The sequence below is a fragment of the Noviherbaspirillum sp. genome, from assembly GCF_035254685.1.
In the GTDB taxonomy this organism is placed as follows: Bacteria; Pseudomonadota; Gammaproteobacteria; order Burkholderiales; family Burkholderiaceae_D; genus Noviherbaspirillum.
Genome location: NZ_DATFAI010000040.1, coordinates 56,936 through 77,331, shown reverse-complemented (window position 1 = coordinate 77,331; position 20,396 = coordinate 56,936). Strand labels below are relative to the sequence as shown.

Here is a 20,396-nt window from a genome sequence, read left to right as displayed (position 1 = left end):
TGCCCGCCATCATTCACCGACACACATGACCCAATATCTGGACTCCGCCGCCATCGCCGACTACCTGTCGGACAATCCTGAATTTTTCGAGGAACACAGCGAGCTGCTGGCACGGGTGAAACTCACCAGCCCCGTGGCCGGACGCACCGTTTCGCTGCAGGAGCGGCAGATGGAAGTCCTGCGCGACAAGATCAAGTCGCTGGAACTGCGGCTGGCGGAACTGCTGCGCATCGCACAGGAAAACGACGCCATCACGCAGAAGTTCCTGCAGTGGACGCGTTCGCTGCTGCTGGCGCGCAATGATGTCGACATGCCGCACACCCTGATCAACGGCCTGCGGACGATCTTCGCGGTGCCGCATGCCACCGTGCGCATCTGGGGCGTGGCCGAGGAATATTCCCATACCTGGTTCGCTTCGGAAGTCTCCGAGGATGCCAGGATTTTCTGCAACGGATTGACGGCGCCCTACTGCGGCCCGAACCAGGCTTTCGAAGCGGCGTCCTGGATCGACGATGCCGAATCCATCCAGTCGATCGCCATGCTGCCGCTGCGCACCATCGATGCTCCACAAGCTTTCGGCCTGCTGGTGCTGGGCTCACCTGAGCCCCATCGTTTTACGGCCGACATGGCAACCGACTACCTCTCGAAGATCGGCGAGACCGCCAGCGCAGCGATGACCTGCCTGCTTGACTAAACAGCATCCCCAGCGTGACCGCCGCAACCAATCACGCCCGCATTGCAAGCTATCTCGATAGCCTGGAAACGCAGCGCAAGCTTTCGCCGCACACCGTCAGCAATTACCGGCGCGACCTGCTGGAACTGGTCGCAATGACGGACGCGCTTTCCGACAAGCCTGCGCTCGCCACCCTCTCGCATTTTCATGTCCGCAAATTCGCTGCGCAGCTTCATGCTAAAGGCCTGAATGCGCGCTCCATTGCGCGCAAATTGTCCGCCTGGCGCGGATTCTTCGAGTGGCTGTCCGAACAGGAAATCCTGCCAGCCAACCCCGTGGAAGGCGTGAAGGCGCCGAAGCGCAGCAAGCCACTTCCCAAAGCGCTCTCGGCAGATGACGCAGTGCGCGTCGTGGCGGAAGGCAGCCCCGGCCGCGATGCCAACTCGCCCGACCAGCTCTGCAACCGTGCGATGTTCGAATTGCTCTATTCGAGCGGCCTGCGCGTGTCAGAGCTGACCGGCCTCGATGTGCGCTTCGTCAAGGAAGGCAATTACGCATCGGCTGGCTGGATCGACTTCGACGAAGCGGAAGTGAGCGTCACCGGCAAGGGCGGCAAGCAGCGCAAGGTGCCGGTCGGCCAGCCCGCGCTGCAGGCAATCGCGGCCTGGCTGGCGGTGCGCGACACGCTCGTCAAAGCGGATCCGCATCCGCTGTTCCTGACCGGACGCGGCACGCGCGTGTCGTCGCGCATCATCCAGCTGAGGCTAAGGTCGCACGCGCAGGCACTCGGCATCCCGACCCACGTGCATCCGCACGTGCTGCGCCATTCCTTTGCATCGCATGTGCTGCAATCCTCCGGCGACCTGCGCGCGGTGCAGGAAATGCTCGGCCATGCGTCGATTGCCGCCACGCAGATCTACACCTCGCTCGACTTCCAGCGTCTCGCGGAGGTGTATGATGCCGCCCATCCGCGCGCGAAGAAAAAAACTTAGTAATCCTCGGAAAGCACGGAAGACACGGAAAAATGATTCTATGAAAATTTCCGCGCCTTCCGTGTTTTCCGTGGACATCCTCTATCCTGGACTTACCTCATGCTTACCATCACCCTCAAGCCCGGCAAGGAAAAAAGCCTGTTGCGCCGTCATCCTTGGATCTTTCCGACCGCGATCGACCGCATCGAGGGCAAACCGGAAGAAAAGAACAAGCCTGGCGCGACGGCGCTGGTGCAATCTTCATCCGGGCAATTCCTGGCGCGCGCCGCATTCAGCCCGAAATCGCAGATCCGGGCACGCGTCTGGAGCTTCAACGAGAATGAACCGATCGACCATGCGCTGATCAAGCGCCGCGTGAAGAAGGCGATTGTCTATCGCATGGCGAGCGTGCGCGACACGGATGCGATCCGTGTCATCTTCGGCGAGGCGGATGGATTTCCCGGGCTCGTCGTCGACTGGTACGGCGGAAAGCAGGGCTGGCTGGTCTGCCAGTTCCAGTCGGCCGGCGTCGAGGCGTGGAAAGTTGCGATCGTGCAGGCGCTGGTCACAGAAACCGGCTGCCCGAATGTCTACGAACGCTCGGACGCGTCGGTGCGCGAACGCGAGGGACTGCCGCTGGTGACCGGCGTGCTGGCCGGCGACGAGCCCGGTGCGGAAACGCCGGTAACGGAAAACGGCGTGCGCTATGCGGTCGACATCAAGACCGGTCACAAGACCGGCTTCTATATCGACCAGCGCGACAACCGCAGGCTGGTCATGGAGCATGCCGCGGGGCGCGACGTGCTGAACTGTTTCTGCTACACCGGCGGCTTCTCGCTGGCAGCGCTGAAGGGCGGAGCAAAGAGCGTGATCTCGATCGATTCCTCGGGCGAGGCGCTGGCGGTCGGGAAGCGCAACATGGAGCTCAACGGCTTCGACACGTCCCGGGCCGAATGGTGGGACGCCGATGTCTTCAAGACGCTGCGCTCCTTGCGCGAGCAAGGCAAGTCCTTCGACCTGATCGTGCTCGATCCGCCGAAGTTCGCATCGTCGCCGGATCATGTTGATCGCGCCGCGCGCGCCTACAAGGACATCAACCTGCTCGGCTTCCAGCTGCTGCGCGAGGGCGGCTACCTGTTCACCTATTCCTGCTCGGGCGCGATCAGCGCCGACCTGTTCCAGAAGATCGTGGCTGGCGCTGCCAACGATGCAAAGGTGGATGCCCACATCCTCAAGCGCCTGTCCGCCGGCGCAGATCATCCCATGACGACCAGTTTCCCCGAGGGCGAGTATCTGAAGGGTTTGATGTTGCACAAACCCTGACAGCATTTAAATTGCATCATCGTCAATTTTTTCAGCTGGATTACGAAACTGGGTCATAATCTCCGGCTCATGTTTTTCATTGCATCGTTTCAATGAGCAGCAAAGCCAGGCCGGCCGCACAAAGCGCGGCGGCATCCAGAAAAAACATGCCGGATTCCATGGCGCTCGCGGAAGCCCAACTGCGTGGCGCGGCGGTACGCATTACCGCTGCCCGGGTGAAGGTGCTGGCGGCCTTGCTCGACGCGCAGCGCGCCGTCAGCCATCAAGACGTGCAGGACGCCTTCGCCGACATGGACCGCGTCACGCTGTACCGCGCACTCGACTGCCTGACCGACGCCGGGCTGGCGCACAAGATCGCCAGCGACGACCGTGTGTTCCGCTATAGCGCGGGCGCCGAGCATGGCACGACGCAACAGGACAAGCATGTCCAGCACGGCCACTTCAAATGCACCCGCTGCGCGAAGGTGTTCTGCCTGGACAGCATCGGCCAGGCGGGGATGCTGCAGGATGCCTTACACGAGACACTTGGAAAAGGCTTCCAGAGCCACGATATTGAATTCACCATTAAAGGATGGTGCGCCGAGTGCGCCCATTGATAGACAAGCAAGCACATGAAACTGGTACCCGCCACCATACTGACCGGCTTCCTCGGCGCCGGGAAAACCACCCTGCTCAACCGCATCCTGCGCGAGCCGCACGGCCACAAGATCGCGGTGATCGAGAACGAATTCGGGCAAGAGAACATCGACAACGAGATCCTAGTCCAGGAAAGCAACGAACAGATCGTCGAGATGAGCAACGGCTGCGTCTGCTGTACCGTGCGCGGCGACCTGATCCTCGCGCTCGGCGCACTGGCGCAAAAGCGCGATGCGGGTGAGCTGAGCTTCGACCATATCGTCATCGAAACCACCGGCCTGGCCAACCCCGGCCCCGTAGCGCAGACCTTTTTCATGGACGACGAAGTCGCATCGCATTACATGCTCGATGCCATCATCACCGTCGTCGATGCCCGCCACGCGATGCAGCAACTGGACGAACATGAGGAAGCGCAGCGGCAGGTCGGATTTGCAGACAAACTGTTGCTGTCGAAAACCGATCTCGTCAGCAGCGATGAAGTCGATACGCTGGTGGCGCGCCTGAAGCGCATCAATCCGCGCGCGCCGGTCAGCAAGGCCGATTTCGGCCAGGTGCCGATTGGCGAAGTGTTCGACCTGCGCGGCTTCAACCTGAACGACAAGCTCGAAATCGATCCGGACTTCCTCGCTGCCGAAGAGCATGAGCACGGTCATCACGAATGCGGCGAACATTGCGGCCATGAGCATGGCCACCACGAGCATCACGACCACCATCATTCGCGCCACTCTGACGATATCGCGGCTTTCGTGTTCAGGAGCGACCGGCCGTTCGATACCGCCAGGCTGGATGAATTCCTCGGCGGACTGGTGCAGGTGTTCGGCCCGCGCATGATGCGCTACAAGGGTGTGCTGTGGATGGATGGCGCGGATCGCAAGGTTCTGTTCCAGGGCGTGCACCAGATGATGGGGACCGATATCGGCGCGAAATGGCCGGAAGACGAGCCGCGCGGCAGCAAAATGGTGTTCATCGGGAAAAATCTTCCAGCCGAAACTTTTATTCGCGGACTGGAACAGTGTTTGGTATAAACTAATGTTTGATCCAGGTTCAAGCAGCGGAGGTAGTCGTTTGGCAATATGCGTGAAAAATTGTCGCACGCACCGCCCGACACGATTCGAGCCCGCACGAAAGCGGGGGTGTTGAGCGGATTTCAGGCGGGTGGTCGAGAGGTCGAGCGGTTTTTTTTACGAGGAAACCATGAGCGCAACCGGTACAAGGTCCACCACAAAAAGCGCAGCGGCCAAGAGCGCCAAGGGAGCAGCGGGAACTGCCGCGACAAAGAGCAAGAGCTCCACTGCCTCCACCAGCAAGCCTGCGACCAAAACGGCTGCCAGCAAACCGAAAACCACCACTAACGCGTCCGAGACAGTTTCGAAGACCACCACGGCTGCAACAAAGCCGATTGCCAAACCGGGCAAACCTACGGTAAAAAGCAGTGTAAAATCCGCCGCCACGCCGGCGGAAAAATCCGCCTCGCGGGATACGGTGACGAAGGAAGCGGCAGCTGCACCAGTACGCGCAACCTTCGAAAGCACCCCCCCGACGGCGGCCAGGGGAGCAGCGGAGTCGAAGCCGGCATCACGCACTACAGCCTCGGCTCCGGGTTCCAAGGAGGCATCCGGTCCTTCTATGAGCGGTAACAATGCAAGTGCCGGATTAATGGATAAAATGGAAAAATCCGTAGTTTCGAAAGTAAGCGAAGTGGCTACCAAAACAACCAAACCGACCCCTGCCGCACCTGCTGACGGCACCTTGTTGACCGAAGAGGAAATCCTCAAGATGAGCGACAAGGACTACATGAATGAAGCGCAGCTGGCCTTCTTCAAGGCGCGACTGCAAGCGCTGGAGCGGGAACTGCTGAAGAACGCAGGTGAAACGACCGAGCATCTGCGCGAAACCGTGCTGGTGCCCGATCCTGCCGACCGCGCCACGATTGAGGAAGAGCATGCACTGGAACTGCGCACGCGTGACCGCGAACGCAAGCTGCTGAAGAAGGTGCAACAGTCGATTGCCAGCATCGACGCCGGCGAATATGGCTGGTGCGAAGAAACCGGCGAACCGATCGGCATTCCGCGCCTGCTGGCACGTCCGACCGCGACCTTGTCGCTAGAAGCGCAGCAACGCCGCGAACTCAAGCAGAAGCTGTACGGGGATTGATCCTCCGAGGCCCGGGCAGCCGGGCTTGTCCCATTCGAAACAAGCGTACGATGCATCGCAACGTACGCTTGTTTGCTTTTACGGGCACGTAATCCGCGTTCCGCGCGGCAGCCTGCGACACACAATTCGTCCTTCCCTGTAGTGGAAAAATCCACAACGTTTGACAAACCCTCACCCAGCCGTTGTAATGACAAGTCCGTGCGAGATTTGTGTTACCTTTAAAAGCGCCTATCAACCTACGCAGCGAGCGGCCCAAGGCCGAACGAAGAAGTGCAGTCGTACGTGAGGGGGTAGCCGAGGTATCGAACAGCTTGCGGTTCGACGGTGATACGACACAGCGCATTGGACAGTGCGCGTCCTGCAAGGGCGACGAGCATCGCGGTTCCGAGACTGGTGGTGCAGTAGTATTTGATAGACGGTCTAAATACAAAACGGGCTCCGCTGCTGTCACCGGGCGAACCCAACAATAATCAGCTCAGGGAAAACGTGGGGATTTTTTCGCTTTTCGGCAAGAAGGGGGCGCAGCCGGCAAATCCAGCCGAGAAGGACGCTTCTCGCGCAAAACGCCAGGCAAGCTCGTCGCGCCCGGACACGGGCAAGACGACCGGGCGCTCACAGGCTGCCAGGCGCGATGCGCAGGCCGCACTGGCGACTGCGCAGAAAATCGACGCGATCGAATCGGAAATGTCCTCCGAGTTCGTCAACGTGACGACGACCCAACTCGGCAAAACGACCATTCCCGGTCCGCACACCGTTGCACCCCGAACCCAGCCCGTAGCGCCAGTGCAACAGAAGCAGCGTGGTCAAGCGAAGCCAAGTGCCAGTCCGACTCCCTCCCCTGCGCCGAAGCCGGCTCCCGACGAATTCGGCACGACCACTGAATTCCTGCTGGGCGGCGAAACCGCGGTCGACAACGTCGCCGCACCTGCTTCCGAAGCCACGGCAGTCGTCGAGGAAGCCGCCATCCTGTATGCCAACGGCCAGTCGGACATGGTCGAGCAGATGTTGCGCGCCGCGGTGGCCGAGGACAATCTCGGCAGCGTCACGCGCAATGCATGGTGGATGCTGTTCGACCTCTACCAGATCCTCGGCAGGCAAATGGAATTCGAACAGCTGTCGATCGAATATGCGAACAAGTTCGAGACCTCGCCTCCGGCCTGGGTCAGCACTGGCAAACAGGATGCGCATGACACGGCAGCGCCGTCGAAGTCGACGCCGATGGTCAGCTTCTCCGGCAAACTCGACGAAGGCTGCACCAAACTGATCGACCGCATACAGAAGCTCGCGGAAAGCAATCGCGCATTGCGCCTCGAATTCGCACGCGTGAGCGAAGTCGATTCCGCCGGCTGCCGCCTGCTGCTCGGCGCGCTGAACAGGTTGCAGAAATCCGGGCACGAACTGATTCTCGTCGGTGCGCCGGAGCTGGCCGACAAGATCCGGGCGATTCTGGAAGTGGGGCGCCGCGACGACACCGAGGACTCCTGGCTGCTGCTGCTGGAGATCTTGCGCCTGCTGAACCGCGAAAAGGATTTCGAGGAAACCAGCATCGATTACTGCGTCACCTTCGAAGTATCGCCGCCTGCCTTTGTCGCGCCGCGCAACAAGGTCACAACAGCAGCAGCGGAGGCGCCGTCCGGCGCCGCCGGGACTGCGGATGTCTTCATGATGCCGGCGCTGGTCCAGGGAAAGATCGATAACCTGATCCTGGCGATTGCAGCCTTTTCGGACGAGCACAGCCCTGCCATTGTCGACTGCTCGCGCGTGACGCGCGTCGATTTCAATGCAGCCGGACGCTTGCTGACCGGGCTCGCGCCGTTCTGCGGCAACGGCAAGGCCATCGAATTCCATCAGGTCAACCACCTGGTCGCCGAACTCTTCAGCGTGATCGGCCTCAACGGCGCGGTACGCGTCCACCCGCGCAAGAACTGATCCCCTTCCATCCAGATGTCAGCCCAGTCGCAGATGCGCCGGGCCCCACGTGACGTTTCGCTCCCGCAAGCTGGCGATTATCGATCTGTCAGCTACACTACTTGTAATCCGGCACCCAGCCCTTATTTGCAGTGAGATTGCACAACAACTTTCACTTCAGAGGCAAGCATGGAACAATTCCACGGTACGACCATCCTGTCCGTCCGGCGCGGCAACGTCGTTGCACTCGGCGGCGACGGGCAGGTGACGCTCGGCAATATCGTGATGAAAGGTACGGCGCGCAAAGTGCGCAAGCTGTACCAAGGCAAGGTGCTCGCGGGATTTGCCGGCGGCACGGCCGATGCATTCACCCTCATCGAGCGCTTCGAAGCCAAGCTGGAGAAACACCAGGGCAACCTGATGCGCGCCTCGGTGGAACTGGCCAAGGACTGGCGCACCGACCGTATCCTGCGCCGCCTCGAGGCAATGCTGCTCGTGGCCGACCGTGAATCAACGCTGATCATCACGGGCAACGGCGACGTGCTGGAACCTGAAAGCGGCATTGGCGCCATTGGCTCCGGCGGTGCATACGCGCAATCCGCTGCCAAGGCCCTGCAGGAAAACACCGAGATGTCGCCGGTCGAGATCGTGAAGAAAGCGCTCACGATTGCCGGCGAACTGTGCATCTACACCAATCTGTCGCATACCATCGAAACCCTCGACTGACGCGCCGCGACGCGTCCACCATCCATCATGAACATGACTCCCCAAGAGATTGTCTCCGAACTGGACAAGCACGTGGTCGGCCAGGCGCGCGCCAAGCGCGCGGTCGCGATCGCCCTGCGCAACCGCTGGCGGCGCCAGCAGGTGGCGGAACCGCTGCGCCATGAGATCACGCCGAAGAACATTCTGATGATCGGCCCGACCGGCGTGGGCAAGACCGAAATCGCGCGACGCCTGGCGAAGCTGGCCGACGCACCTTTCATCAAGATCGAAGCGACCAAGTTCACCGAGGTCGGCTATGTCGGGCGCGACGTCGATACCATCATTCGCGACTTGATCGACATCGGCATCAAGCAGACGCGCGAGTCGGAAATGCGCAAGGTGCGCACGCGCGCCGAAGACGCGGCGGAAGACCGCATCCTCGACGCCCTGCTGCCGCCGGCGCGCGACTTCGGCTTCAGCGCCACGCCCAGCCCGTCGGAAGGCGAGCAGAGCGGCAATACCACGCGCCAGACCTTCCGCAAGCGCCTGCGCGAAGGCGCGCTCGATGATCGCGAGATCGAAATTGAAGTGGCCGATGCCGGCCCACACATGGAAATCATGGCGCCGCCCGGCATGGAGGAAATGACCGAGCAGATCAAGACGATGTTCTCGGGGCTGGGCGCGACGCGCAAGAAGAAGCGCAAGGTGAAGATCAAGGAGGCGCTGAAGCTGCTGATCGAGGAAGAGGCAGCCAAGCTGATCAATGACGACGACCTGAAGCAGAAGGCGATCGCCAACGTCGAGCAGAACGGCATCGTGTTCCTCGACGAGATCGACAAGATTGCCAGCCGTTCGGAAGTCGGCGGCGCCGACGTCTCGCGTGCCGGTGTGCAGCGCGACCTGCTGCCGCTGGTGGAAGGCACGACCGTCAATACCAAGTACGGCATGATCAGGACCGATCACATCCTGTTCATTGCATCGGGCGCCTTCCACCTGGCGAAGCCCTCCGACCTGATTCCCGAACTGCAGGGCCGCTTCCCGATCCGGGTCGAACTGGAATCGCTGTCGATCGCTGACTTCGAGCGCATCCTGACCAGCACCGACGCCTGCCTGACGCGGCAGTATGAAGCCCTGCTGGATACGGAAGGCGTGAAGATCGAGTTCACGCAGGACGGCATCCAGCGCATGGCGGAAATCGCTTATTCGGTGAATGAAAAAACCGAAAACATCGGCGCGCGGCGCCTCTATACCGTGATGGAAAAGCTGCTGGAAGAAGTCTCGTATTCGGCGAGCGAATCCTCGGGCAAGACCATTGCGATCGACACCGCGTATGTTGACGACAAACTCGGCGCGCTGTCCGACAACGAAGACTTGTCGCGCTACGTGCTGTAACTCCAGGCAAGGCAGGCGTGACCGTCGGCCTTGCACCTCGCATCATGGCTAACAAGGCACTCTCGAAACGTCAGAAGCTGATCATCCGGGTCGAACCCTCGCAACGGGCGCTCAAGCCGCGCAATCCGATTGCGCTGGCGGCGAAACAGCGCGTTGCCGGATCACACCGGAAATCAGCTTCGGCACAACGTCAACTGCATCAGCGTTTGCTGAAAAAGGTGATCGGCGAATCTGGCGACTGAGGCTGGTTCACCGTCGTCGGCTGATGGCGCTCTCAGTGTGCCGTGCCGGTCCTTTGAGGCTGGACGGCGATCAACGACTCTGTAGCGGCGTATTCGGGCCGGGAGTACCGGGAGGTACCTGGCCGGTGAAGGGGGTATAGCTTTGGGGCGGCGACATCGGCGTTGCCGGGGCAAGCGGCACTGCCGTGCCTGACTGAAGCGGATTGCTTGTGCCAGGCGTCGCCGGTGCAGCGGCGGTGCCCTGGGGCACGGGCTGCGCGGGGATAGCGGGCACCGGTGTGGGTATCGCGGCAGGTGCGGCGGCATTTCCCGTGACACCACCACTCGACGTCGTACCCTGGGACGGCGGCGGGCTGACTACCACCGTCGGCGGCGCTGTTGTCGGTGTGGCTGGTGCCGGCGCTGCCGGCGTCGCTGCGGGAGGTGGCGTCAGTTGCGGAGGACGGCCGATGGCCGGCGACTGGTTCGGCGCGGCACCGTTCCTGCCAGGTGTGGGTGCAGGTGCCATCGCAAGACCGCCCTGCCCTTTTGCGTTTTCCGGCAAGTCCACGCGCTTGGTGACGCCGCCATCGGACAGCAATACATATTCGCGGTGCACTTCCTTGATCTTGACGCCGGGCGCCACTTCCGCATCGACCCGCACTGCCTGCGCCGGCTTGCCATCCACGCTCAGGATCGCAACGCTGTCGTGCGGACTGCCGGAGAAGATGACGCCACGAAGCTGGTAATTGCTGGCAACCGCCGTCGGCCCGGAACGGCCGCCAAACAGGGATGCCGCCGCTTCCGGACGCACATCGGCAACGGCGGCGCGCGGCGGCGCCGCGACCGGACGCACTGGCGGTTTGAACAGCTGCATCGCCCAATACGCGGCCGATGCGCACAAGGCGATGAACAGCAGGAAACTCGCAGCAAGCGGCAAGCGCTTCATCACATTCCTTTTTTCATTGTTTTATCACCGCACGAGCTGGTTGATTTCGATAATCGGCATCAACACAGCCAGCACAATCAGCAACACCACCACGCCCATCACCAGGATCAATGCCGGTTCAAGCAGGCCGGCGATTGTCATCGCGCGCCGTTCCAGGTCCTGTTCCTGCGCATTCGATGCGCGTTCCAGCATCTGGGGCAATTCGCCGGTCACTTCGCCGGCGCGGATCATGTGGATCAGCATCGGCGGAAAATGCTTGTGCGCGGACAGCGCCCGCGCCAGGCTTACGCCTTCTCGCACGCTGCTGGTCGCCTCCTCGACCTGCTCGCGCATGGCGACATTCGAGAGCGTGTCGCGGCTGGTCTGCAGCGCGCGCAGGATGGGCACGCCTGAGCCGGTCGTGATGGCGAGGGTGCTGGCGAAGCGTGCGGTGTTCAGACTGCGCTCGAACTTGCCATACAGCGGTGCATTGAGCAGCCAGCGGTGCCAGCGATACTTGACGTCCGGATTCTTCAATGCGGTGCGCCATGCGAACAAGGCGCCAATCACGGCGATCAGCACGATCCACCCGTAGCTGCGCACAAAATCGGAAATCGCGAGCATGATCACCGTGAGGAGCGGCAGCTTCTGCTTGGTGTTGGCGAACACCGACACGATCTGCGGCACCACGTAGGTAAGCAGGAAGATCACGATCGAAAACGCCACGACGGTCACGATGGCGGGATAGGTGAAAGCGAGCCGCACCTTTTGCACCAGCGCATTGCGCCGCTCGATATAGTCGGCCAGGCGCGACAGGACGTGCGACAACTGGCCGATCTGCTCGCCGGAGGCGACCAGCGCGCGGTAGATGTCGGCGAAATCGCGCGGATGCCGTGAAAGCGCATCGGACAGCGACGAGCCGCCCATCAGTTCCGACCGGATCGATGCCACGAGGTCGCGCACATAAGGTCGCTCGGCCTGCTCCAGCAGGGCTGTGAAGGCCTGCTCCAGCGGCAGGCTGGCTTCCAGCAGGCTGGCAAGCTGGCGCGTGAAGAGCGCGAGTTCCGTGGTCGACAGGCGGTCGCCAAAGGCGCGGCTCTTCGCCCGCCCAAGCTCATCGACCTGGGTGGCGATGGCATCCACCATGATCGGCACCAGACCCTGCGAGCGCAGGTCGGAGCGCGCGGCGCGCGCGCTGTCGGCGTTCACCACCCCCTTCTTGGTGGCGCCTGCGGCATCGACGGCTTCGTAGCGGAATGCCGGCATGGCTTACTCTTTCGTGACACGCAGCAATTCGGCCTGCGTGGTGGTGCCGTCGGCAAGCCAGCGCTCGCCATCTTCGCGCATCGTGCGCATGCCATTTTTCTGCGCCGTGACGCGGATGTCCGCTTCCGAAGTGCGATCGTGGATCTGCGCGCGGATTTCGTCGGTGGTCACGAGCAACTCGTACACGCCAACGCGCCCCTGGTAACCGGTATGGCCGCATTTGTCGCAACCGACCGCATGCCATTCATGCCCGTCATGCCGGCGGCACACCGGGCACAGCTTGCGCACCAGTCGCTGAGCGACAACGCCGAGCAGCGAGGATGACAGCAAGAAAGGCTCGATGCCCATGTCGAGCAGACGCGTGACCGCCGATGCGGAGTCGTTGGTGTGCAGCGTCGCCAGCACGAGGTGGCCGGTGAGCGAGGCCTGCACGGCGATCTGCGCGGTTTCCAGGTCGCGGATTTCACCGATCATGATAATGTCCGGGTCCTGGCGCAGGATCGCGCGCAGTGCCTTCGCGAAGGTCATGTCGATGCGCGGATTGACCTGCGTCTGGCCAACGCCCGGCAACTCGTATTCGATCGGGTCTTCCACGGTGAGGATATTGGTCTGCGGTGCATTCAGCTGCGACAGCGCGGCGTACAGCGTGGTCGTCTTGCCCGAGCCGGTCGGCCCGGTGACCAGCACGATGCCGTGCGGCTGACTGATCAGCTCGTCGAATGTCGCCTGTACCTCGGCGCTCATGCCGAGATGGCTCAGGTCGAGCCGTCCGCCTTCCTTGTCGAGAAGACGCAGCACCGCTCGCTCGCCGTGGCCGGTGGGCAAGGTCGAGACGCGCACGTCGACGGGCTTGCCGCCGATGCGCAGCGTGATACGGCCGTCCTGTGGCAGGCGCTTCTCGGCGATGTCGAGCTGCGCCATAATCTTGATGCGCGAGATCAGCGATGCGTGGATCGCCTTCTTCGGCCGCACGATGTCGCGCAGTGCGCCGTCGATGCGAAAGCGCACGACGGAAACCTGCTCGAAAGGCTCGATATGGATGTCCGATGCGCCTTCGCGCACGGCCTGCGTGAGCAGCGCGTTGATCATGCGGATCACCGGCGCGTCGTCGGCCGATTCCAGCAGGTCTTCGATGGCCGGCAGGTCGAGCATCAGCTTGTTCAGGTCGAGGTCGGATTCGACTTCGTCGACCACCTGCGCCGCGTCACCGGCGGAACTGGCATAGGCTTTGGCGATCGCGGCTTCAAGGTCTTCACGCGGCAAAGACTTGAGCTTGACGCGCCCAAAGCGGCGGCTGACTTCCGCGATTGCGGAAGGAACGGTGGCGTCCGACACCCACACCTCAACGGCATTGCTGGCCGTTTCGCTGCGGCGCGCAAGCAGCGCATGGTCGCGGGCGAATGCGTAGGGCAGGAGGCGGGCGTCGGTCATGGTGTTGCTCATTACTGTGTGTTTCGATTCTGGTCAGGGGATAGGGGCGGCGGCGCTGCCGGCGTGCCGGCGGGCGGCATTTGCGGCGCCTGTTGCGGCATCTGCTGTTGCGGCTGCTCGGGGCGCGGCGGCACGCTCAGCAGGGAACCGCCGACGGGGCGGCCGTTCTCGAGCGGCGGCAGGACCGGCACCTTGGCGGTCGGCAGCACGGCCGATGGCGCCTGTTGCGTGCTCATCTGCACATTACGGATGAAGTCATACCGGTCCCCCGAGACAAGATTGCTCTGCTCGCTGGTGCGGATGACAGTCGGCCGCAGGAACACCATCAGATTGGTCTTCTTGCCGCTGCGGTTGCGATACTTGAACAGGTTGCCGACCACCGGAATGTCGCCCAGGCCCGGCACCTTTTCCTCATTGTCGGAGGCCCGGTCCTCGATCAGGCCGCCGAGCACGACGATCTCGCCGTCGTCGACCAGCACATTGGTTTCGATCGAACGCTTGTTGGTCACGATGTCCGATGCCTTGCTGGTGGTCTGGATATCCGATGTTTCCTGGTAGATCGCCATCTTGACGGTGCCGCCTTCCGACACCTGCGGCCGCACGCGCAGCGACAGGCCGACGTCGCGGCGCTCGATGGTCTGGAATGGATTCTGCGCGCCGGATGCGGCGGTCGTGAACGTGCCGGTAATGAATGGCACGTTCTGGCCGACAATGATGCGTGCTTCTTCGTTGTCGAGCGTAATCAGGTTCGGCATGGATAGGATGTTGGCATTGCCTTCCGATTCCAGCGCGCGGGCCAGCGCACCCAGCGTGAGCGAACCATTGATCTGGCGGAAGATGCCGATGTTGATGCCGTTGCCGGGCGCTGTCGGGTTGCCGGTGGTCGCCTTTGAGATCGCCTGGTTGATGAGATTGTTCCCGCCCGTGTTGAATCCGCTGGCCACGCCCACGCGATAGTTGCTGGTCGCGTCGCCGCTCAGGCCCGCCCACTGGACGCCGAACTCGGCGGCCTTGTCCGCCGTTACCTCGACGATCAGCGATTCAATGTAGACCTGCGCGCGGCGCGCATCGAGCTGGTCGATCACGGCGCGCAAATTGCGATAGACGGATTCGTTGGCGGTAATGATCAGCGCATTCGTCGCCGGATCGGCCTGGATGAAGCCGGCCGGCCCGCCAGTCGGCAGGGAGGTCGGCGTGGGCGTCGACGGCGACAGCGCACCCTGGCCGAGCTGACCTTGCTGCCCCTGCTGGCCGGCAGCAAACGCGGGCTGCTGCGGTTGCTGCTGCTGCGGCGTGGTGGTGCCCGCCGACTGCGCGGCGGTGTCCGAAGCGACCACGGCGCGCAGGGTCTGCGCCAGGCGGATCGCGTCAGCATTCCTCAGGTAGACCACGTGCACATTGCCGGGTTGTGCGGTCGGCTGGTCCAGCTTGGCAATCAGGGATTTCGCCAGGTTGGCGCGCGCAACGGTTGGCGCACGCACGATCAGCGTATTGGTACGAGGATCAGCCAGCACTGCGAGGCGGCCTGCGTCGCCGCCGGGTACCGCCACGCCGGTCTGCTCCACCAGGCGATTGACGGTCGATGCGAGGTCGGTGGCGATCGCGTATTTCACCGGGATCACATCCATGTCGCCCACCGCCGGCGTGTCGAGCGCGGCAATGATGCGCCCGAGCCGCTTCAGGTTGTCCGCATAGTCGGTGATGACGATGCTGTTGTTGCCCGGATTGACGTTGATCGTGTTGTTCGGCGAAATCAGCGGGCGCAGCACCTGCACGAGATTGTTCGCCGATTCGTAATTGAGATGGAAGATCTGCGTCGCAATCTGGTCACCGCGCACTTCAGAGGGCTTTGTCGGGCCTGCCTGCAGCTTTGCGTCGGCTTCCGGCACGACCTTGGTATAGCCGTCGATCTTGACCATCGCGAAGCCCTGCAGGCGCAGTGCCGAGGACAGCAGTTCCAGCGCCTGCGGCTTGGTGACCGGCTTCTCCGATACCAGGTTGATGGCGCCCTTGACCCGTGGATCGATGATGAACGTGGTCCGGGTGTAGTGGCCGATCGCCTTGATCACTGATTCGATGTCGGCGCCGACGAAATTCAGGGTCGCCTGGCTGGACGAAGGATCCTGCGCAAGGACGGGCGGCACGCTGGTGGTGATCGCGCACAACAACAGCGCGGTTGCTCCGAGCCGGCGCCATCCTGTCTGGCTTGCCAATGTTTCTGCTGATTGATTTTTTTTCATTTGAACTCTAGCGCGATAACATTCTTATCGCCTTCTCTTCGGCGTTGTCCCAGCAAATTCAAGAGATTTGCCAACCTGTCTTCCTGTCCTGCTTCTGCTTCTGCCTTTCCTGAAAACTGCAAGCGTCCGTTCGTCAGCGCACCGGTGCCGCTCAATAGCATGGGCCCACGCAATGTCTTCAATACGAGTTGCGCCTGCCGGCCGCGCCAATCCATTATCAGTTGGTAATTCCCCAGCGGTTTGATCGGAGACAGACGCGAGGCGATGTCATTCATCAACAAGGTCATCGATCCGTTCACTTCCAGTGCCCCACCCTGCCGCGTCACCTGCAAGGGTGTCCACGACAGATGCATCTCGCCCGAGGGCTGGATCGTATTCAGCGGCGCACCCAGCCCTGCCAGTCGCTCCGCCGGCAGAAGCACGCTCGACGGACTGACCTGCCACTGGTACCAGCTTCCTGCGATCGTCACCGGCTGCGACAGCGCCGCCGGATTCTCGAGATGCAGATCAACCTGCCCCAGCAAGACCATCGGCGACAGGCGCCATGCAAACCGCCCCGGCAGCAGCGGCGTCACCGGATCGGCACCACTCGGCGCGCCGCCAATAAAAGCCGAGCCGCGCCATAGAGTGCCCTGCGCATCCCCAAGCGTCAAGCGACCGCCGGTCTGCTTCTCGACGATCGACGCCATCCATGCCGCGGGGCAAAACACGACCAGCGTCAGCAGGACGGTCGCAATGCCCGCGAGCAACCATATCAGCAAGCGGCGCACGGGATCTCCATCCTGTCGCAGCCTTGACGACGATTTTGCCTCATTGCGACTGCTCGCTTTTCTGCTGACGCAAGGTCAGGCTGGCGTTGACCGTGTCCGGTTGTGCCTGCGCTTCCACGTTGGCATCCACCACGGACACCCGCGCGGTGCGCTGCATGTCGAGTAGCCAGTCGACCACGCCGGCGAACGAGGCATTGTTCAGCTGAAGCTTGGCCATCTCACCCGTCACCGCGACATTCTGCGCTTTCAATCCGTTGCGTCCGAGGGATGCGTCGATGCTTTCTTTGGTCATCGCCGGTACGATGCCGCCGGTCTTGGGCGTTGTGGTCGATGCTTCCCTGGCGAGCGTTTGCACCTCCGCTGCCTGCTGGCGCAGCGCCGGCAGTTTCTTTTCCAGGTCCTTGCGCCCGCCGAGCGCGGGGTCGATGAACAAAGCGTAAACGAGGCCAAGCACGACCACGATGATGCCCGCGAGGAGCATGTTTTGCTCGCGCTTGTTGCGTTCGCTCCAGAATGACGACAGCGACTGCTTCAGCCCGCTCAATGAGCTTGTTGCGTTCATTTGCCGCTCCTGACCAGCCACGTGCCCGTGCCTGACTGCGAAACCGATAGATTGCGCGCGGCAAGCGCGCCCTTGACCTGGTCGATCGAGACGTTGGCATCGGGTTTGAGCTTCACCGTCAGGCCGCGGTCGTGGTATTCGAGACCGGCGACGACGGTGCCGCTTTTTCCAGCGCTGGTCAACGCTTCTCCAACGGCGGCGGCCAGTGCGAGGAAATCATCCGGGGCAACCTGCCCGGATTCGCGTTGCGCAGCCGCCAGCTTCTGCCGCAATTGCGCCAGCGGATCGATGATGACCGTTTCCTTTGGAAAGGCCGACCTGTAAGTCTGGATCATGCCGGTGCGCAGCACGTCGGCCTCGCGTTTCATGCGCAGCCAATCGACGTTCAGGCCAATGATATTGATCAGCAGCACGGCCGCGAGCAAGACCAGCGGCCAGCGCCAGGGCCGCCAGTCGAAGCCGGGGCCGGCGGTGGCGCCCAGGCCGCTCATCAGGTTGATCGAGGTCTTGGCGGCGCCGCCAATCCAGCGCTGCCAGTTATCGGCATGGATGGCGATGCGTTCCTGCAGCGGCGGAGCGATGTTCAGCGATTCCTTGTAATCGACGACGCGAGACTGCGGCACATACAGGGTGACTGGCCCGTGCGGCACCACGGCGTTCACCGCCTGCAGCACCTCGAAGGCAACGGATTCGGGCTGATCAGCGGCGATGGACAGGCCGATGCCATCCTGCTCGGCCAGGCGTACGGCGATATCAGCATCGGTGCCGCGCTCGGCCACGGCCGCGCTCGCCGCTTCGCCCTGCAGCGGCAGGCAGAGTTGCGCAGGCAGGGCCGACACGTTGCGCGCGCCGAGCCCCTGCAGGGTCCTGTTCAGGATCTCCATCCACGAACGCTGCACCACCGCGACGGTGCGCACGCCTTCATGCATGTCGCCGGCGACGACGATGCACTCCGACGGATCGCTCATCAACTGGTCTTCCACCAGGTTGGGCAAGGCAGCCTTCAGGCGCGCGCCGGTCAGTGGCGGCATCTTCACGCGCAGCAGCGTGACATCGCTGGCCGCCAGCAGCAGCACGACGCGCTGCGCCCTGCCTGCCGGCTCGGACAGTTCGGACAAGGCCGCCACGCCCTCGCGCTCGACGGCACCGCTGTTGCTCGCCGACGCATACTCGCAGTACAAAGGCATGCCGGGCTGCAGGCTTTCTGCGGCGGCATGCGACGGCAGGCGGATATACAGTGTGCTCAAGATATCTCTTTCTTAGTTTTCTCGTATCCAGCGAATCTCGGGATTCCTGCCGGAGCGATCGATCAAGGCCTGCATTTCCATCGTCGCGCGGCTCAGGCGGACCCGGCCGTTGACGAGAAAATAGTTCGTATTGACCGATATCGACCCGGGCTTGACGGTCGTCTGCTTCGGCAACTGCTCGGTGAACTCATTCTGGGTCTTGAACCATGCGCTTTCCCGCCGGGAAACCAGCGTCGCCGCCTCCGAAAGTGACAGTGTAGCAATTCTGGCGGCCAATACCTCGGGCGGAGCAGTATTAACATTGATCTCCGTCTTCTTTGGCAGCACGACAACGAAATCCTTCAGCTTCGCCACCATCTCCGGCGTGAAGCCGGGAACTGCAAGCAAGTCATCGACATAGGCAATCGTCACCGGCTGCGCCTGCGTCGTCGAGCCCGCCGCCGCTGGCGCGAGAGCCGACAGCATCAGATCTGCGGTGGCCTGGGCAAGTCCCGGATTCAGCCCGACATTGCTGAGCAACCTGCTAAACGTCGCCACCTCTTCCTGATCGACCGGCCCGCCGGGCGGGCAAAGATTGGTCAGGTTGAAGCGCGATTGCGCATCAATGATGCCACCCGACAATGCAGCGTCGGGCACATCGCCAGCCGACTGGGCATTCTCCACATACTGGTCCAGTCGCGTCTCCGCCAGCGGCACAGCCCACGGTTCGCCCAGGTGGTCGACGGTCGGAGATATGCGCTTGTCCTCGCGCAGGATCAATCGCGTCCAGTCCAGCGCGCCGCGCAGGATCCACTGCTTCTGCAGTTGCAGGCGCTGGTTCTCGATCGACCGCACCTGCACCTGCTGCTGCCAGAACAGGCTGGCCACGATCGTGATGGCCAGCGTCGTCAGCAGAAGTGCCGTGATGACGGCCACGCCGCGTTCGCGCTTGATCGGGCGCCTTTTCGGTTTTCTCATGCCGGCCCCAGCAGGAAAATCTTGACCAGCCTGGAAGTGCGATCGCGCAATTGCAGCGAGACTTCCACGCCGCTCGGTGCAGCGGGCGCCGGGCTCGCGCCCGGTGCTGCTGCAGCAGCAGGCAGCGCGGGCACGCTCGCATCGTTCGTCCATCCGGTATCGGCCTTCCAGACGCGGATCGTCATGGCACCGATGTCGGAATTCAGCACCACCGGAGGGCCGACCTCCCCATTACTGGTGGCCGCCTTCCACGCGGTGTCCAGCTCCTTGAGATCGCGCGTGGCGAGCGACTCGCGCCGCGTCAGCGTGCCATTGTCGAGCCGGTAGTTGACGACCTGGATGCGCGACGGCTGGTTTTCGGCAAACACGGTACGCACCAGCGTGAGCCGTCCCGGCTGCACGTTGAGGAACTGGCGTCCCGCGCCGATGGTGGTTTGCGCCACGATGTTTCCGCAATCGCTCTGCATCTGCGCAAAGGCAAGCTGCAGGCCGCGTGTTTCCTCCAGTTCGGCATTGAGTGCGACGCGGGCGCGAATGATGCTGTCGAGGCCGCGCCATCCCAGCACGGCGACGATGGCGAGCACGCTGATGGCGACCAGCAGTTCAACCAGCGTGAATCCTTTGCGTTTTGCATTCATCATCATCCCTGTGACACCACCTGGGCGAGCTTGATGATGCGGCGTTCCATGTTGTCGGCATCGTAGACGCTGACCTCGACGCGCCGGAAAAACGGGTTCGGCGTGGCGAACACTTCTTCCTCGCAGGTCAGGCGCAAATCGCCCTGCGAGCAATCGAAGCTGCGCTTGCCGAAGGCGGGGTATTCATGTGCCAGGCGAATCTGCGCCAGCCGGTTCTCGGCCGACCAGGTCGCCATCATCGATGCGCGCAAGCCGTTGCTGTTCTGCGTGAGGCTGCCCACCGCGCGCAGGCTCGCTCCCAACGCGGTGCCGACGATGAACAGCGCCACCAGCACTTCAAGCAGGGTGAATCCTTTGGATGAACGGCGCATGGC

Annotated in this window: 21 protein-coding genes; 10 read left to right on the top strand and 11 right to left on the bottom strand. The window is 62.5% G+C overall.

Annotated features, from left to right (window positions below):
• Positions 1-25: 25 nt before the first annotated feature.
• From VJ698_RS17405 to VJ698_RS17385, 5 genes are all read left to right on the top strand, one after another.
• Entirely contained in the window at positions 26-694 is a 669-nt protein-coding gene (locus VJ698_RS17405) for a DUF484 family protein (RefSeq protein WP_324104056.1), read from the top strand.
• Positions 695-708: 14 nt separating this feature from the next.
• On the top strand, positions 709-1,665 hold the full coding sequence (gene xerC / locus VJ698_RS17400) for a tyrosine recombinase XerC (RefSeq protein ID WP_324104055.1): 957 nt from the start codon (positions 709-711) through the stop codon (positions 1,663-1,665).
• 99 nt (positions 1,666-1,764) lie between these two features.
• Complete coding sequence (locus tag VJ698_RS17395) at positions 1,765-2,967, top strand: class I SAM-dependent rRNA methyltransferase (RefSeq protein ID WP_324104054.1); 1,203 nt, start codon at positions 1,765-1,767, stop codon at positions 2,965-2,967.
• Between the two features lie 146 nt (positions 2,968-3,113).
• The gene (locus VJ698_RS17390; RefSeq protein WP_324104053.1) at positions 3,114-3,563 is read left to right on the top strand and encodes a Fur family transcriptional regulator; all 450 of its coding nucleotides are present in this window, start codon (positions 3,114-3,116) and stop codon (positions 3,561-3,563) included.
• Positions 3,564-3,578: 15 nt separating this feature from the next.
• Positions 3,579-4,628, top strand: coding sequence for a GTP-binding protein (locus tag VJ698_RS17385; protein ID WP_324104052.1), 1,050 nt, complete (start codon positions 3,579-3,581; stop codon positions 4,626-4,628).
• A gap of 156 nt (positions 4,629-4,784) precedes the next feature.
• Here the strand turns inward: VJ698_RS17385 and VJ698_RS17380 are convergent, their stop codons facing one another.
• A complete protein-coding gene (locus tag VJ698_RS17380; RefSeq protein ID WP_324104104.1) occupies positions 4,785-5,321 on the bottom strand; it encodes a hypothetical protein in 537 nt (178 codons plus the stop codon).
• On the opposite strand from VJ698_RS17380, the gene dksA reads away from it, so the two are divergent.
• From dksA to VJ698_RS17355, 5 genes are all read left to right on the top strand, one after another.
• Entirely contained in the window at positions 5,260-5,757 is a 498-nt protein-coding gene (gene dksA, locus VJ698_RS17375; protein ID WP_324104051.1) for an RNA polymerase-binding protein DksA, read from the top strand. The two genes, VJ698_RS17380 and dksA, sit on opposite strands and share 62 nt — an antisense overlap.
• A gap of 486 nt (positions 5,758-6,243) precedes the next feature.
• Positions 6,244-7,686: an STAS domain-containing protein gene (locus VJ698_RS17370; RefSeq protein ID WP_324104050.1), complete on the top strand. Its 1,443-nt coding sequence runs from the start codon at positions 6,244-6,246 to the stop codon at positions 7,684-7,686.
• A 168-nt stretch (positions 7,687-7,854) separates the two neighbouring features.
• Positions 7,855-8,391 carry an ATP-dependent protease subunit HslV gene (gene hslV, locus VJ698_RS17365; RefSeq protein WP_324104049.1) on the top strand — a complete coding sequence of 179 codons (537 nt, stop codon included), beginning with the start codon at positions 7,855-7,857 and terminating at the stop codon, positions 8,389-8,391.
• 27 nt (positions 8,392-8,418) lie between these two features.
• Positions 8,419-9,762: an ATP-dependent protease ATPase subunit HslU gene (gene hslU / locus VJ698_RS17360; protein ID WP_324104048.1), complete on the top strand. Its 1,344-nt coding sequence runs from the start codon at positions 8,419-8,421 to the stop codon at positions 9,760-9,762.
• Between the two features lie 44 nt (positions 9,763-9,806).
• Positions 9,807-10,004 (top strand): hypothetical protein, encoded by a 198-nt coding sequence (locus VJ698_RS17355; protein WP_324104047.1) that lies wholly within the window; start codon positions 9,807-9,809, stop codon positions 10,002-10,004.
• A 70-nt stretch (positions 10,005-10,074) separates the two neighbouring features.
• Here the strand turns inward: VJ698_RS17355 and VJ698_RS17350 are convergent, their stop codons facing one another.
• The 10 genes from VJ698_RS17350 to gspI are packed head-to-tail and all read right to left on the bottom strand — an operon-like array spanning position 10,075 to position 20,393.
• A complete protein-coding gene (locus VJ698_RS17350; protein ID WP_324104046.1) occupies positions 10,075-10,932 on the bottom strand; it encodes a type II secretion system protein N in 858 nt (285 codons plus the stop codon).
• Positions 10,933-10,956: 24 nt separating this feature from the next.
• A complete protein-coding gene (gene gspF, locus VJ698_RS17345) occupies positions 10,957-12,177 on the bottom strand; it encodes a type II secretion system inner membrane protein GspF (RefSeq protein WP_324104045.1) in 1,221 nt (406 codons plus the stop codon).
• A gap of 3 nt (positions 12,178-12,180) precedes the next feature.
• Positions 12,181-13,608, bottom strand: coding sequence for a type II secretion system ATPase GspE (gspE, locus tag VJ698_RS17340; RefSeq protein ID WP_414691182.1), 1,428 nt, complete (start codon positions 13,606-13,608; stop codon positions 12,181-12,183).
• Between the two features lie 11 nt (positions 13,609-13,619).
• Entirely contained in the window at positions 13,620-15,848 is a 2,229-nt protein-coding gene (gene gspD, locus VJ698_RS17335; protein ID WP_324104043.1) for a type II secretion system secretin GspD, read from the bottom strand.
• Positions 15,845-16,618 (bottom strand): type II secretion system protein N, encoded by a 774-nt coding sequence (locus tag VJ698_RS17330; RefSeq protein ID WP_324104042.1) that lies wholly within the window; start codon positions 16,616-16,618, stop codon positions 15,845-15,847. Before VJ698_RS17330 ends, gspD begins: the two co-directional genes overlap by 4 nt.
• A gap of 40 nt (positions 16,619-16,658) precedes the next feature.
• Complete coding sequence (gspM, locus tag VJ698_RS17325; RefSeq protein ID WP_324104041.1) at positions 16,659-17,180, bottom strand: type II secretion system protein GspM; 522 nt, start codon at positions 17,178-17,180, stop codon at positions 16,659-16,661.
• Positions 17,177-18,427 carry a type II secretion system protein GspL gene (gene gspL, locus VJ698_RS17320; protein ID WP_324104040.1) on the bottom strand — a complete coding sequence of 417 codons (1,251 nt, stop codon included), beginning with the start codon at positions 18,425-18,427 and terminating at the stop codon, positions 17,177-17,179. Before gspL ends, gspM begins: the two co-directional genes overlap by 4 nt.
• Positions 18,428-18,439: 12 nt before the next feature.
• Complete coding sequence (gene gspK / locus VJ698_RS17315; protein ID WP_324104039.1) at positions 18,440-19,384, bottom strand: type II secretion system minor pseudopilin GspK; 945 nt, start codon at positions 19,382-19,384, stop codon at positions 18,440-18,442.
• Positions 19,381-20,028, bottom strand: a complete 648-nt coding sequence (locus tag VJ698_RS17310; protein WP_324104038.1) for a PulJ/GspJ family protein — start codon at positions 20,026-20,028, stop codon at positions 19,381-19,383. Before VJ698_RS17310 ends, gspK begins: the two co-directional genes overlap by 4 nt.
• Positions 20,025-20,393, bottom strand: coding sequence for a type II secretion system minor pseudopilin GspI (gene gspI, locus VJ698_RS17305; protein WP_324104037.1), 369 nt, complete (start codon positions 20,391-20,393; stop codon positions 20,025-20,027). The genes VJ698_RS17310 and gspI overlap by 4 nt, the downstream gene beginning before the upstream one ends.
• Between the last annotated feature and the right edge of the window lie 3 nt (positions 20,394-20,396).

Coding starts and splice junctions, on each gene's coding strand:
- gspI (WP_324104037.1), bottom strand. CDS start 20,393: ATGCGCCGTTCATCCAAAGGATTCACCCTGCTTGAAGTGCTGGTGGCG.
- dksA (WP_324104051.1), top strand. CDS start 5,260: ATGGATAAAATGGAAAAATCCGTAGTTTCGAAAGTAAGCGAAGTGGCT.
- gspK (WP_324104039.1), bottom strand. CDS start 19,384: ATGAGAAAACCGAAAAGGCGCCCGATCAAGCGCGAACGCGGCGTGGCC.
- VJ698_RS17395 (WP_324104054.1), top strand. CDS start 1,765: ATGCTTACCATCACCCTCAAGCCCGGCAAGGAAAAAAGCCTGTTGCGC.
- gspF (WP_324104045.1), bottom strand. CDS start 12,177: ATGCCGGCATTCCGCTACGAAGCCGTCGATGCCGCAGGCGCCACCAAG.
- gspE (WP_414691182.1), bottom strand. CDS start 13,608: ATGACCGACGCCCGCCTCCTGCCCTACGCATTCGCCCGCGACCATGCG.
- gspM (WP_324104041.1), bottom strand. CDS start 17,180: ATGAACGCAACAAGCTCATTGAGCGGGCTGAAGCAGTCGCTGTCGTCA.
- VJ698_RS17390 (WP_324104053.1), top strand. CDS start 3,114: ATGCCGGATTCCATGGCGCTCGCGGAAGCCCAACTGCGTGGCGCGGCG.
- VJ698_RS17385 (WP_324104052.1), top strand. CDS start 3,579: ATGAAACTGGTACCCGCCACCATACTGACCGGCTTCCTCGGCGCCGGG.
- VJ698_RS17355 (WP_324104047.1), top strand. CDS start 9,807: ATGGCTAACAAGGCACTCTCGAAACGTCAGAAGCTGATCATCCGGGTC.
- hslV (WP_324104049.1), top strand. CDS start 7,855: ATGGAACAATTCCACGGTACGACCATCCTGTCCGTCCGGCGCGGCAAC.
- VJ698_RS17310 (WP_324104038.1), bottom strand. CDS start 20,028: ATGATGATGAATGCAAAACGCAAAGGATTCACGCTGGTTGAACTGCTG.
- gspD (WP_324104043.1), bottom strand. CDS start 15,848: ATGAAAAAAAATCAATCAGCAGAAACATTGGCAAGCCAGACAGGATGG.
- VJ698_RS17350 (WP_324104046.1), bottom strand. CDS start 10,932: ATGAAGCGCTTGCCGCTTGCTGCGAGTTTCCTGCTGTTCATCGCCTTG.
- hslU (WP_324104048.1), top strand. CDS start 8,419: ATGAACATGACTCCCCAAGAGATTGTCTCCGAACTGGACAAGCACGTG.
- VJ698_RS17405 (WP_324104056.1), top strand. CDS start 26: ATGACCCAATATCTGGACTCCGCCGCCATCGCCGACTACCTGTCGGAC.